This window comes from Vibrio sp. T3Y01 (assembly GCF_013114525.1).
Lineage (GTDB): Bacteria > Pseudomonadota > Gammaproteobacteria > Enterobacterales > Vibrionaceae > Vibrio > Vibrio chagasii_B.
Map to the genome: position 1 here is coordinate 66,406 of NZ_VTXJ01000001.1, position 13,907 is coordinate 80,312.

Here is a 13,907-nt window from a genome sequence, read left to right on the forward strand (position 1 = left end):
CTAAAAATATAACTGGCTTTTATAGTTTTTGCTTTTTTATTGAGTAGGCTTAACTTTCACTTAACTCAGTTTTGTTTGGCGAATAGTGCAAAATCGCCATCGATGTTGGTGATAGCAGCAATTCCCCTTCGGCATGACCTGGCTTTACGTTTCTCAGGTTGGTATCACATATCGTCACCCAGTTTTGTTCACGGTCATTGGGTAAGCTGAAACGCGCTGGGGCGTTGGTTTGGTTGATCAGATAAATCAGCTCATCGCCATCTTTACCAATACCAAGATGCAGTGCTACTGAGCTTAAACGGTTCCAATCATCATGCTCCATCAGCGTGCCATCGACACGGCTCCAGAAGATGCGATTAGAGTTACGTTTTTCGCCGCTGAACGCCTGGATAAAAGGCACCATGTATTGCTGACGTGCGGCGATCATCTCTGACAGCCAAGTTTTGAAGTAGGTCTTGCGCTCTGAATCTTCCCAGTTCAGCCAACTCGTATCACTATCTTGGCAGTAAGCGTTATTGTTACCCTTTTGAGTATGAGATAACACGTCTGCTGTCAGAATGTGTGGAATACCGAAAGCAAACAGCAGGCTCGCCATGAAGTTACGTTTCTGCTTTTCACGAGTCGCGATAACCAAGAGGTTTTCGGTTTCACCCTCTACACCGTAGTTTTCAGAACGGTTATCACCATGCCCATCGCGGTTATTCTCACCATTTTCTTCATTGTGCTTGTGCTTGTACGAGACAAGGTCTTGCATGGTGAAGCCATCATGGTAAGTGATGTAGTTAACGGTGAGTTTGTAAGGCCAGTGCGCTGCACTGTAGATATCACGAGATCCCATTAGGCGTGTAGCAAACTCTTTTAGGTAACCCTGATCACCGCGCCAGAAACTACGTGTGATGTCTCTCAGCTTGTCATTACATTCATTCCAACCAAGTGGGAAATTACCCACCTGATAACCATTAGGGCCAATATCCCACGGCTCTGCAATTAACTTAGTTTCTTTAAGTACAGGGTCTTGAGCTACGGCTTTAAAGAAAGCAGCCTCAGGGTTGTAGTTGTCACCTTCGCGCCCCAGTGTGGCTGCCAAGTCAAAACGGAAGCCGTCGACTTGGAATTCGCTTACCCAGTAACGAAGCGTGTCCATGACGAGGTTGAGTGCTGGCTGGTGGGTAAGGTCGACGGTGTTTCCACAGCCTGTGAAGTTTGCATAATGACAGCCGTGCTTGATGTAAGTTCGGCTATCTAGTGCCTTTAAGTTAAAGGTTGTGCCACCTTCGCCGCCTTCTGCTGTGTGGTTGTACACCACATCTAAGATCACTTCGATACCATTGCGGTGCAGTTCACGAATCGCAGTTTTGAGCTCAGTTACGGCGTCTTTTTCTGCATAGCGAGGGTCTGGCACCATGAACAAATAAGGGTTGTAGCCCCAATAGTTCACTTTATCCATATCAAGCAGGTGTGGTTCGTGCATGCAGGCCGCAATGGGCAAAAGTTGTAATGAGTTGATGTTTTGTTGCTTGTAGAACGCAAGCATTTCAGGGCTGACTAACCCCAGGTAACGGCCTTTGATATTACTTGCGACTTCAGGGTGAAGTTGAGATAGGCCTTTAACATGCGTTTCAAATAGAACGGTCTCTTCGCGGCTAATTCGCGGCTTTTCCACGCCTTGCCAGTCGAAGGTATCATCAACAACGACACATTTCGCCATCGCAAAGCTTTTCTCATTACTATAAGGCGTGGTGTAGTGGAGCGGCTCACTTATCGCTTTAGCATAAGGGTCAGAAAGTAATATTGGACCATTAGCTGTTTCTGCTATGAATCCGTATTTTTGCCCCGCTTTAATACCTTCGATAAATACATATCGAATATCAGCGTATTCATTGTCCAATTTATAAGTTGTGAACTCCTCGTTCTCATCAAAAAGAGCGAGTGAAAGAGATTTACAGTCAGGAGAATAAATAGAGAAGTTGCAGCCAGTGTTACCTAGCGTTGCGCCTAGCGGATAAGGGCGAGCGAGCGTTCTAGTCATTGCTTGATTTCTTGTTCGTTTATCAACATCAGTGAACTATTAGTAAAAGGCTTTGTCACAGTAAGGTCAAGCAACTTCACAGATTAATTACGGTTAAAAAAATAATTGATCGATGAAGTTCAAATTATATATTTGAAGTAGATCTCACTTATGCTGAATAATTAGATCTTCGTGCTGTCTACTCCTCCTAGATTAAGTGATCTACCTCTTTAAAATACCATTCTGTATATTTTCTACTCCCCTCTAGTCCCCCTTAATTTAGTTGGGGGTGGAGGAAGTCAAACTTGTCATCCCCTCTTAATATTGACCCCGTTGAAACGAATCAGGGGAAACCCTAAACCTCTCTATCTTACGACTACCATAACTGCCTTTGGTTGCCGCAAGAGAGCAAAAATATAAAAACCTAAAATAAATCGTCCTTAATGGAGTTAAGAATGAAAAAAGTAAGTTTGATTGCTGCTGCAGTGGCGACTACGCTAGCTGCTGGCTCTGCGTTCGCTGTTGACTTTAATGGTTACATGCGTGCTGGTACTGGTATTAGCGCAAGTGGTTCTGGTGATGTATCTGTTAATAAAAACGGTATTGGTCGTCTAGGTAACGAAAATGACAACTACTCTGAGTTTGGTTTTTCTGAAGAGCTAAAAACAGGTGAGCAAACTTGGCGCCTTGAGTCTATGATCGCTTCTGGTGCTCCTGGAGAGAATGGTTGGGAAGATGCTGACTTCAACGTTGCTCAGTTTGCTGTTAAGGCAAAAGGCCTAATCTCTTCAGATAAAGAAGCAACTATCTGGGCTGGTAAAACATACTACCAACGTAAAGATATCCACATCACTGATTTCTACTTTCTAAACACATCTGGTACTGGTGGTGGTATTGAAAACCTATCAATCGGCGACCAGAAACTATCGGTAGCATTGATTCAAGATAATGGCTCTCAAGAGTCTGACACAGATAAATACGGTTGGGTTCCAGGTACTAACCCTGGCGACGCACCAACTTGGGGTGTTGTTGGTAAAGAATCTGAAGACGTAACTGGTTACATTGCTGATGTTCGCCTAGCTAACATTGGCCTTTGGTCTGACGCTTCTCTAGAAGTTGCAATGGCATACAACTTCGCTACTTCGACTGATGGTCAATCTGTTAAAGGTGATGATGGTCTATTAGTAACAGGTATCATCCACCAAGGTATGGACAATGGCTTTAACCAAACTGTATTACAGTACGGTACTAACGGCTACGGTGTTCAAGCTGCTAACTTCTGGGGTGCTGGTGCATATTACGACCGCTCAGGCGACCAAAATGACGCAACAGGTTACCGTTTGATCAACTGGGGTGTAATGAACCTTGGCGAATCATGGGAAATGGGTCACCAACTTGCTTACCTAGCTGGTTCTGAAATTGGTGCATCTAAGCAAGATATTGATCAGTACTCTGTAGTAGCTCGTCCAATGTACAAGTGGAACGACACAATGCGTACAGTATTTGAAGCTGGCTACAACGCTGGTGAGAAAATCAACAGCGCAGGTACTGGTGTAGAAGACTTTGGTAACGCTAAATTCACAGTAGCTCAAGCTTGGGCAATGGGTGACAGCTTCTGGGCTCGTCCTGAAATCCGTGTTTACGGTTCGTACATCCTAGATACTGAAAATGACAACGCATTCGGTACAAACGAAGATACTGAATACGTAGCTGGTATCCAAGTAGAAGCTTGGTGGTAATCACCTAGCGTAACCAATCCTAAACTGTCCTAATTCATAGCCGGCTTGCGTCGGCTATTTTTTTAAGGAATGTACGATTAAGCAGATCGTTCCCTAGGTAAATAGTTTTCTTTGTGGTAATTAAAGTTAGTAAATTTCTTAAAAAAATAACAAGAAGGAAGAGTTATGTATTTTAAAGCTCTAATGTTGAGTGGCTGTGTTGCGTTGGCCGGTTGTCAATCTGCACAAGTAGTTGAGCAAGTGCAAGTGGCACAAGCTGAACAAGTTAACTCTATTGCTGCTCTTCAATTTGCAGCAATGAAACTACCTAGTTCTGTAGTTTTTGATGTAACGCCAGAAAGCCAACACCTAAACTATCAATCTATTAATAGCCCTGTGGTTGCTGTTGAACTTCCAGCAAATCGTGGTGAGTATTCATTAACAATCTCAAGTTTGATTGGAGATACAGCATTTGTCCCACGTGCAGTGATCTTTGATAAAAACGGTAAAGAGTTAGAAAGTTATGGTAAAGATGACTTTGAATATAAGAAACCTAGAATGCATCTGGGTAATCGACTTGTTGCCGAAAAAGAGTTCTTCCCTCCTCGTACTGAAGACTCAGTTTTCTTAGTTGTTTATACAGACCAGAAAGACATCGGTGGCTTTACTGATGTGATTCACCCTGCTCGTTTAGATGCAGAAGGGCGTGGCAATTATCTACCTGAAGTTAAAGATATTCCAATTCCAAACGCTAGTGTTGGTAAAGTAGAAGTTACGATTGATAAACCAAGCTTCTTCTCATTTGGTTCAAGCAGTGAATCTAACGCTAAGCCAGCGGCAGCCGCGAAGGTTGAGGCGATTCAACCAGAGACACAAACTTACTACCACAATGCAATCAAAGCCGCTGTCGAAGCAGACAATATTCCAAAAGCTTTGGGTCTATTAGACGAAGCGAAAGCACTAGGCATTGAAGGCGCACAAGAAGTCTTTGTAAAAGCAGTTAATAAAAAGTAGCAGATACAATTACAAAGTCTGATTTAAGAGAAGGGACCCTAATAGGGTCCTTTTTTATTATCCGCGATAAATGAAATACTTTAATTAGTTAAATATTTGAGATTCGAAGACGCGAGCTTATAGATATTCACTAACGCTCTAGCTGATTAACGTAGGTCAATGTCATTTGGATCCGTGATTACTATTAAGTAGGCGTTGGCCTAGACAGCGTCTCTCATTTCTCTATTTCATGTACTTGATTCAAGAAAGCTTATCCTGGGTACAGGAACTGCAACCGAAAGTGAATAAAAAGAAGCCTTCATATTCACCAAGTGCCAACAAGGTTCCTCAATCACTAAAGGTTGAATGTTACTTATGTGTGTTAGGAGAAGGCTTTCTTAGGTTGGCGTTTATTGGGTACAAAAAAGGGAGACTGACGTCTCCCAAAGGCTAGCTTTCGCTTGTTTTATTATCTGTTACTTGAACCTAAGCTTAGAGCTTAATTCTTAGTGACAGATACCACAGCTTTGTCTACATTGCCATCCAGCTCGTGAATCGCATTCAGAGTGAATGTGTAGGTGCCAGCTTCAGTTACGCTTAGTTGGCAGTTACCATCAGTACCCAGATCGATTGAGCCATCAGCAAGTTCTAAAGAATTGCAACCAAAGTTAGGTGTTTTCCAATCAACATCAGCAAACTTGAAGCCATAGTTACCCGCTTCCAAGTTGCCTGTTACAGAGTAAACCCCATTAGCAACAAAGCTCATCGCCCAATCGTTAACAGGCGTCCAACCATTCATAGAACCACGCACATAAACGGTTGTTTGACCGTATGGCGGAATGCTCGATACATCCTTGCCTGAGTTATCAACCGGCAAACCAGCACCTTGTGCATCGCCTTGAGCTTGTACAAATACAGCGGTGGTTAATGCAGGTACTGTGAAGGTTTCAGCGGCGAAGCTTGCGCCTTTCACTGTGTCGTCAGCAGAGTTTTGTTGAACATCGTGAAGTGTAAAGCCTGTTGCTCCGGTGATTTTGAACGATTGATATTCATTGGTTGAGTTTACAACTGCCACAATCGCATCATTTACAGGGTCAAGATCGTCGCCCGCAGACACACCATCATCGATAGACATGACAATCAGGCCTTCGACTTGATCTTCACCAACATTGCGGAAGTCGACTCGCTTCATTACTTCGTCTGCTGTGTCTAAGCGGAACAATTCGCTTGAGCTGCGGATTTTTAATAACTCTAAGAACTGTTGTTTAGTGAGTACAATGTCGTCTGCGTCTGGTTTCGCCGTTGGGTCTGCAATGATGGTTTTAATCAGATCCCAGTTCGCACCATCTTTGTCTTCACGAGGTAAGCCGACGTTCCAGTTGTTGCCAGACCCATCGAACAATACACGGTTGTACCAATCACCAGAATCGTAAGAGTCACGCTGCATAGATTTCGAGCGCAGTAGTTCCGAACCCATGTGGATGAATGGAATGCCTTGGCCCAACATTACGGTAGAGAGCGATACAGATTGCATGCGAGCGCGTTCTGCTGAACTAGTACCAGTGGCGATTTTGTATGCGTTGTTGTCCCAAAGTGTTTGGTTGTCGTGTTTTGATACGTAAGAGATGTTCTCTGAAGGCATTTTGGTGTAGCCCGCAGGCGCGCCATTGTAGTCGACGTTTTTACCTAGCTTGGTATCGCCTTTGTAGTCAATTAGCACGTATTCAGCGAGGTTACCTGCCATACCTAAGCGAACAAGATCTTGGTTGTGTAAGCGACCGTTGATGGAGTCTTGATCAACTTTGGTTTCTTCGTTGGCAATCGCTGCGTTACCAAAGCCTTGGTTAAAGCGAAGTGGGTGGTTGCCTTCTGAGTCAACACCTCCATCGAACGGGCTACCGCCACGTACAGCGTCACGCAGTCGATCCGAGAATGTGCCGATCTCAGTGCCCGCCATGTTGATTTGGTTCGCTTGATCGAAGCGTGCATTATCGGCTACTTCGCCAAAATCCCAACCCTCCCCGTAGAACAGGGTATTCGGGTCGATTTTGCGCACTTCTTCCAGCGCTTCGACCATCACGTCCTTTGGCTGGTGGCCCATTAAGTCAAAACGGAAACCATCCACTTTGTAGTCGTCAGCCCACACCTTGAGTGAGTCGACCATCAATTTACCCATCATTAGGTTTTCAGTCGCGGTGTTGTCACAACAAGTCGAGTTTTCTACGCCACCTGTGTTGACGTTAAGACGGTGGTAGTACCCAGGGACAATCTTATCTAGTACCGACTTATCATTCACACCAGATGCGTTGGTGTGGTTGTACACCACGTCCATAATCAGCTTGAGTTCCATGTCGTGCGTGGCCTTAACCATTTGACGGAATTCTAGAATACGCTTTGATCCGTTTGGATCTGTTGCGTAGCTTCCTTCAGGAACCGTGTAATGGAATGGGTCGTAACCCCAGTTGAAGCTGTCGAGCATGCGTAAGTCGTTCATTAATGCTTGTGCATCGCCCGTTGAAGGGTCATATCCGTCGAGTACGTCTTCGATAACTCTGTTTTCATCTTCATTACCACATAAGGCAGCGGCGGGTTTTACATCACACAGTTTCCCAACGGTATCGGTAATATCGACGCGGCTTGCTTCATCTTCATCAACGGTGGCGATATCAAATGCTGGCAAGATATGCAAAGTCGTCAAACCTGCATCTTTCAGCGCTTGAAGATGTTTGACTGATTCACGCTCCGCTTCCGTAAGCGCAAGGTATTTTCCATTTAGGCTCGCTGTGCCGAGTTTGTCGCTGAAGCTAAAATCACGCAGGTGTGACTCGTAAAGTACATGATCTTCGTCTTTCTTTACGGTTGGTCGTTCGTAGCCGTCCCAGTTCGCAGGCTTCAAGGTTGAATCATTCAGGTCAATCACTTGAGAGTATGCAGAGTTCTTCGACAAGCTGAGAGAGTATGGGTCTGTCACAAGGCGATTTTCTATTTTGCCAGTGGTTGGGTGGTAAACCTTCACTTGGTAGCGGTAGTACATGTTGACGGCGTTAGACACCGCTTCTGTTGCCCAGATGCCTGTCTCAGTACTTTCCGTCATTGGGATGACTTGTGAACTTTTTAGATCTTCACTGTATAAGACTAGCTCAACATCTTGGGCTGTAGGAGCCCATAGTTTAAAGGTAGCTGCGCTGCCGTCGATAATAGCACCGAGTTCTTCACCCATTGCATTACCGGTATCTTCACTAGCAAATACCGCGTCAAGCACGCCTGGTTTCTGAATCTCGGTTGAAGAGATAACATCGCCATTGGCATTGTAGGCTACAACAATGATCTGAGATTTCAAAATCGTGCGTAGTGTAGTGTCATCAACGTCAATCGCGACTGCTGGTAAACTTGCTAGGTGGCGGAAACGTTCTTTTAATTCAGAGGATAGCTCGCCATCTTTGCTCAGTTCAATTGCAGTGCCACCAACGATTTCTTTGTCATCATTCATTGAGATGCTGTTATCTAATGCATAGAAGAGCTTTACGGAGTCTGCATTGCCAGCCGCTTCCCAACCTATGGTCGTTGTATCAAGCCAATGTGCTTTTTGACCATCAATATTTACAGGTCGTTCTGAGATAGGTTCGTAGTACAACTCGCTACTGCCATGGAAACCAAATACTCCCTGAGATTCACCAAGTTTATCCAGTTCTACTTTTGAGTTTGCGCTACCAAAGGCTTTCTCATCTCCGTTGTGCAAGATAAAGTTCATGCATCGGTGTGGGTCAGAAGCGTCTGGATCGACTTTCAATACATAGTAAGCGCCGTAAGTATCGCTAATACCATCGTATTCGTATGGGCTGTTCCAATCTGTACCTGTTGCACTTAATCCCATCGCTTCTAGGTCTGTGCTAGTGCAGCCTTCACCATTCCATAAATGCAGCCCCCAACCGTCATAAGTCGAGCCTGATGTGCTTGAAGCTGCAATATCACGTTTGTAGTAAATAACCACTTCGTTTTCTGCAGCAGGGTATAGACCGCTGCTGCCAGTGTCAGTACCGTTGTCGCTGTTATTATCACTGCCACAACCTGCGATTAAAGTAGCGGTGAAAAGAGGTAAAATCGCTTTGGTTAAGGTCGATTTATTGAAGCTTTTTTTCTTTGTATTGTTAAAGGTATTTCGTAGAGTTAAACATTGATTAATATTTATATTGTTCACGTTTCGATATCCATATTTCACTTTTTATGAAGATGAATATCCTAGTCGTAACGGTGGTCAACTATTTGTGATGTCTATATGTAAAGTTATTTTTAATAAGTAAAAATAAGAAACCTAGTGTCAATGTCACGATTTGTACTTGGTTTGCAGTGAATTACTTGGATCAACAGCTCATATCTTTAATATCAATAAGATAGGGCGTAGTGGCTAGGCGTAGAGAATAAGGATGAGAGCTCATCCTTATAAATGTGAGGAAGATATCGAAATGGTCGTCTGTTAATTTAGTTTGGGAATTAAGTTAATTATCAATTAGCCTTTATTTTCTTTTTATATAATATCGACAAGGGTTTTAAGTATTTAAAGGTAATACCCAAACCAACGATGCCAGCGGTTTTAATTCAATATTGAAATAGCCAATTCCTTCCTCTACGCGTAATTCTTGTGACTGAATAGATTCGATATGTTCATTAAGCAAGTAACTGCCATCCGCAATTTTGATTGCTTGGATTACATCACGTGGAATGGTCAAGCAAACACGCTTTGTAGTGTGTTGGCTGAAATTCGCAGCAACTATTGTCAGCTCTTGGTCGTTATAGCGCAGAAATGCGTAAACCGAATCACTCAAATTATTGCTTTGGTGTAAGTCTCGGTAATGCCCGGTCATTGAAGAGTGCTCGAGAGAAAAGTTCATCACCTTTTGATAGAAGTGACGCAGTTGCTTTTCGTTATCGTTTAATAGCCCACCATCAAAGGCGCCGTGGTTCATCCATTTTTGATGCTGTGGGACGCCTATGTAATCGAAGATCGATGTTCGAGAGGGTTGTCCAAAACCTGCATTTTCTTTCCCTGGTTCTCCCACCTCTTGCCCAAAATAAACCATAGTCGGTGAGCTGCTCAATAAGGCGCTGACGAGCATTGCAGGTTTGGCTATATTCGGGTCGCCTACAAATTCAGGAGACGCGATGCGCTGTTCGTCATGGTTGTCCAAGAAGTGCAGCATGTGGTGCTCTATGTCCATCATTTGATGCTGAATCTCGAGAATGATGGCTGTTGAAGCTTTGCCCTGCATAACGGCTTTGAGCCCATCGTATAGGTCCACTTTGTCGTATAGATAGTCCATTTTGCCTAAGTGAATGTAGTCGCGGTATAAGCCTGGCTGATACACCTCCGCCATTAGAAAAGTATTGGGTTTTTGCATCTTTATTGATGAGTTGAGATAGCTCCAAAACTCAACAGGCACCATTTCAGCCATATCGTAACGAAACCCATCGACGCCTTTATCTGACCAGAACAAGGCGATGTCTCGGAACTTAACCCAAGAGTTAGGCACATCGATAGATTTCCAGAAATTGAAGTGAGCTCGGTAATCATGTTGAGCATAGTCACTCGGTAGTTCTGGAAAGTCCTTTGAACCGTCAGGGCGTACGCCATAATTGATCTTCACGGTTTCATACCAATCGTCGAAATTGGGTTTCGCTAGGCGTGAGCCATTACCTGTCCATTTAGCGGGCATTTCGATAAACGGAGAGTGTAGGGCTAGGTGTTGTTCACCACCAAGAGGGGTAAAATCAGGCTCGATATTCGGCAGCTCAAAGGCGCTGTTGGGGATGTAGTAGAAGTTATTGTCTCTATGGTATTCGAGACTTGTGTCATCGTGAGCACCAAAGTCACTGACGCCCTCGGGATTATTTAACCCTTTGTAATGACGTGCAACATGGTTAGGGACGATATCGATGATCACCTTTAAGCCGTTGTCGTGACTTCTTTTAATTAGCGCCTCAAATTCCTCTAGTCGCTGCTCGGGGTTATCAGCGAGATCAGGGTTAACTGAGTAGTAATCTTTTACGGCATAAGGTGAGCCTGCACGGCCTTTTACCACGCTCGGGTGATCGTCTGAAATACCAATGTGTTTGTAGTCATTGATTAACGCGTGGTGAGGAACGCCGGTATACCAAATGTGAGTCATACCAAGCTTGCGAATTTCAGACAGCGCTTTGTCAGTAAAATCACTGAATTTGCCAACGCCATTCTGTTCAATGGAGCCCCATGGGACATGTTGGGTGTTTTTATTGCCAAATAAACGCGTAAAAACTTGGTAGATGGCGTACTTTTGGTTGTACATATTTATAATTCCTTTAACTTCCATCATGTTATGTAGTGATGAAAGGGCTTGTTTATTTTGTGCAGGCTAACTGAATTACAATACGCCTTACTCATCCTTATCAAAATCTACAGGGCGTAATTGCCACAGTATGTGAGCTGTTACCCAAAAGGAGTTGATGTTGTCTTCATCTATTCAAATCGCTACCACTTATTTGGTTCTGGTGGCTGCATCTATGTTGTTTGCGGAAAGTTCTAAAGTGCTGTTGGCGTGGTATTTAGTTATCGGTGTCGTGACGTTTTTTGTGTACGCAAAAGACAAGCGAGCCGCGATTAATGGTAATTGGCGCGTGCCAGAGAAAACCTTGCACATCTTTTCTGTTGTTGGTGGTTGGTTAGGCGCTTTGATCGCACAAGATAAGCTGCGTCATAAAACACAAAAACAGCCTTTCAGAGCGATCTATTGGCTAACCGTAGTCATCAATGTAGCGGCGTTTGTATGGACGTTAACGCCGAGCGGGCAGACGATGTTTGGTCGTTGGCTTGGTGAGGCTATTAGATACTTGTAATGAAATTGATGGCTAGTAATCACTGACTAACCATCTTAGAGAAGCTATCTGGTTACAACATCGGAATGGTCGATGCTAGAAGCAAGCCAGCCATACCGTAGTTGAAGCTTTTTATGCGGACTGGCGTTGTTAGCCAGTGTTGTAGTTGCTTGCCTGCTGCCGTCCAGAAGGTCACAGATGGTAAGTTGGCTAGCGTGAAAATGGCTGCGATGATTGCAAGCTCCCACCATGAGCTGCCACTGCTATAAACAGAAATAGCTGTCAGTGCCATTGACCAACCTTTCGGGTTAACCCATTGAAAACTTGCCGCGCCAATGAAGGTCATAGGTTTATAAGCTTCAGTGCTTTTCGCTTTTCCACTCTTGGCTATTTTAATTGCGAGGTACACCAAGTATGCAAGGCTCAGGTATTTCAATACTTGGTGAGTCACCGGATAGGCGTTGAAGATCCCCATTAACCCAAAGCCAACCAACAGCAACATAGCCGCAAAACCTAAAGCAATGCCAAGCATGTGCGGAATGGTACGGGCAAAGCCAACATTGGCACCTGATGTCATGAGCATGATGTTATTTGGACCCGGCGTGAAGGTCGAGACAAACGCAAACAAAGCAAGTGCGCTAAGTTGTTCTAAAGGCATAATGGTTCTCCAGCAATAAAATGAACGAAGTGACTGACCGGTCATGACTTTCACGTGTTGAGAAACATAGTAGGTGGAAAGTGAGGCAATTATGTGCTTTTATTTCCTCTATTATCACTAAATGCACAATAATAAGTACTTATGGATAGATTTGACGAAAGGATATTGCAAGAGCTTAAGTTGGACGGCAGAATCTCCAACATTGAGCTCTCAGAGCGGATTGGCTTGTCGGCTTCAGCGACGTTAAGGCGTGTACAAGATCTTGAGCGGAAAGGCATCATTCAAGGTTATCGTGCGGTTCTCGATAACAGTTTGATGGGCATGGGTTTTATCGCCTACGTTTCGATCGGTTTATCAAGCCACAAAAAATCTGCTCAATTGGAGTTTGAAGAGCACGTCGCTATGGAGAAAGAGGTGGTCGAGTGTCACAACATCACCGGTGCCAATGAGTACTTGTTGAGAGTTGAGACTAAAGACTTACCGAGCTATAAGAAGTTTCATGCCGATGTGCTAGGGGAATGTGCTCAAGTTCAATCCATCACAACCATGGTGGTGATGGATACCCCTAAAGATGAACGTTAATCGAGCTTAATATCAGGAGCGGCACAGTGCCCAATACCAATCAGTTGTTATTGTTCTTAGATGTGGTTCAACAAGGGTCGTTTACCAAAGCGGCAACCTTGCACGACATGGACAATTCCTCTCTCTCTAAACAGATCAAAAAGCTTGAGCAAGACTTAGGTGTTCAGCTACTCAACCGTTCTACTCGTTCGTTTTCGCTGACGTCAGCTGGGGAAGATATTCTCGCACAAACCTATGTGTTGAAAGACACCATCAATCAGATACAAGGCATTGCTGACTCATACCAGTCTGAACCCAAAGGCGTTCTGCGAATTACCTCACCCATCTATTTTGGTCAGCAATACTTGCAACCTATCATCACGCAGTTCATGAGAAAGTACCCGGATGTTCAGATCGTACTTTCCTTGGACGACAAGATCGCCAACATCATTGCCGGGCAGTTTGATATTGCGTTCCGCTTTAGCAAGCTGGTGGAATCGAATTTGATTGCGAAGAAGATAGCCGACAGTAACTTCATGCTGGTCGCCTCGAATGACTTTGTGAAGCAGCATGGTGAGCCGAAAACGCCACAAGATTTGTTGTCTCTGCCTGCCGTGATTTATACCAATGGCGATATGACGGTGGATCATCTACGCATAAGTGAAGAGCCGCATGGTAATACTTTTCAGAGCCTGACTATTCGTGGCAATTATAAGGTGAGTGATGTTCGTACTATGGTGTCTTGTGTGAAAGATGGATTAGGTTATGGCTTTCTTGATCAATCAAATCTGTACGCCTCCATGAAAGAGTTGGGCTTAGTGACACTGCTTCCTGATTACGCCATTTCAACAGCTGATACCGCCATTTATGCCGTCTACCCACACCGTAAGCAGACCAAGCTAGTAAAAGAGTTCATCACCTCAGTGCAAGATTATATTGGGTCGCCAACGATTTGGGAGAAGATGCAGCAAGATTAACGGTTTCTCTGCTATATCAAATCAAAAAAGAAGCCAGAACGTCACACGATCTGGCTCTTTTTTACTTTCCTGCCGTCACTAATTTACAATGTAAAGTTCAGCTATAGCTAGCGTGAGCGGCTTTTTCTCACAAAGAGTGCCCCTTG

At 44.2% G+C, this 13,907-nt stretch carries 9 protein-coding genes; 5 read left to right on the plus strand and 4 right to left on the minus strand.

Translation table 11 applies throughout. From position 1 onward, the window contains the following. Positions 1–49: 49 nt before the first annotated feature. The gene (gene glgX, locus F0232_RS00345) at positions 50–2,029 is read right to left on the minus strand and encodes a glycogen debranching protein GlgX (protein WP_105058480.1); all 1,980 of its coding nucleotides are present in this window, start codon (positions 2,027–2,029) and stop codon (positions 50–52) included. A 434-nt stretch (positions 2,030–2,463) separates the two neighbouring features. Here glgX and lamB point away from each other — a divergent pair, with 434 nt between their 5' ends. Both lamB and F0232_RS00355 read left to right on the plus strand, forming a co-directional pair. Further along, positions 2,464–3,747 (plus strand): maltoporin LamB, encoded by a 1,284-nt coding sequence (gene lamB, locus F0232_RS00350; protein WP_171750652.1) that lies wholly within the window; start codon positions 2,464–2,466, stop codon positions 3,745–3,747. A 165-nt stretch (positions 3,748–3,912) separates the two neighbouring features. Further along, the gene (locus F0232_RS00355) at positions 3,913–4,740 is read left to right on the plus strand and encodes a MalM family protein (protein WP_105058478.1); all 828 of its coding nucleotides are present in this window, start codon (positions 3,913–3,915) and stop codon (positions 4,738–4,740) included. A 478-nt stretch (positions 4,741–5,218) separates the two neighbouring features. Here F0232_RS00355 and pulA read toward each other — a convergent pair whose 3' ends face one another. Both pulA and F0232_RS00365 read right to left on the minus strand, forming a co-directional pair. Then, positions 5,219–8,917, minus strand: a complete 3,699-nt coding sequence (gene pulA, locus F0232_RS00360; RefSeq protein WP_105058477.1) for a pullulanase-type alpha-1,6-glucosidase — start codon at positions 8,915–8,917, stop codon at positions 5,219–5,221. A gap of 349 nt (positions 8,918–9,266) precedes the next feature. After that, positions 9,267–11,039, minus strand: a complete 1,773-nt coding sequence (locus F0232_RS00365) for an alpha-amylase family protein (protein ID WP_105058476.1) — start codon at positions 11,037–11,039, stop codon at positions 9,267–9,269. Between the two features lie 157 nt (positions 11,040–11,196). Between F0232_RS00365 and F0232_RS00370 the strand changes: the two genes are divergently transcribed. Further along, a complete protein-coding gene (locus tag F0232_RS00370) occupies positions 11,197–11,586 on the plus strand; it encodes a DUF1294 domain-containing protein (RefSeq protein WP_061032123.1) in 390 nt (129 codons plus the stop codon). 52 nt (positions 11,587–11,638) lie between these two features. Here the strand turns inward: F0232_RS00370 and F0232_RS00375 are convergent, their stop codons facing one another. Then, positions 11,639–12,223, minus strand: coding sequence for a LysE family translocator (locus F0232_RS00375; protein WP_086714841.1), 585 nt, complete (start codon positions 12,221–12,223; stop codon positions 11,639–11,641). Positions 12,224–12,364: 141 nt separating this feature from the next. Here F0232_RS00375 and F0232_RS00380 point away from each other — a divergent pair, with 141 nt between their 5' ends. After that, entirely contained in the window at positions 12,365–12,805 is a 441-nt protein-coding gene (locus tag F0232_RS00380) for an Lrp/AsnC family transcriptional regulator (RefSeq protein ID WP_105058475.1), read from the plus strand. Positions 12,806–12,831: 26 nt separating this feature from the next. Continuing rightward, positions 12,832–13,761: a LysR family transcriptional regulator gene (locus tag F0232_RS00385; RefSeq protein WP_063525381.1), complete on the plus strand. Its 930-nt coding sequence runs from the start codon at positions 12,832–12,834 to the stop codon at positions 13,759–13,761. The last annotated feature ends 146 nt before the right edge of the window (positions 13,762–13,907 follow it).

Bases quoted from the DNA above. Each gene is read 5' to 3' on its own strand.
- glgX (WP_105058480.1), bottom strand. From the start codon at position 2,029: ATGACTAGAACGCTCGCTCGCCCTTATCCGCTAGGCGCAACGCTAGGT.
- lamB (WP_171750652.1), top strand. From the start codon at position 2,464: ATGAAAAAAGTAAGTTTGATTGCTGCTGCAGTGGCGACTACGCTAGCT.
- F0232_RS00355 (WP_105058478.1), top strand. From the start codon at position 3,913: ATGTATTTTAAAGCTCTAATGTTGAGTGGCTGTGTTGCGTTGGCCGGT.
- F0232_RS00365 (WP_105058476.1), bottom strand. From the start codon at position 11,039: ATGTACAACCAAAAGTACGCCATCTACCAAGTTTTTACGCGTTTATTT.
- F0232_RS00370 (WP_061032123.1), top strand. From the start codon at position 11,197: ATGTTGTCTTCATCTATTCAAATCGCTACCACTTATTTGGTTCTGGTG.
- F0232_RS00375 (WP_086714841.1), bottom strand. From the start codon at position 12,223: ATGCCTTTAGAACAACTTAGCGCACTTGCTTTGTTTGCGTTTGTCTCG.
- F0232_RS00380 (WP_105058475.1), top strand. From the start codon at position 12,365: ATGGATAGATTTGACGAAAGGATATTGCAAGAGCTTAAGTTGGACGGC.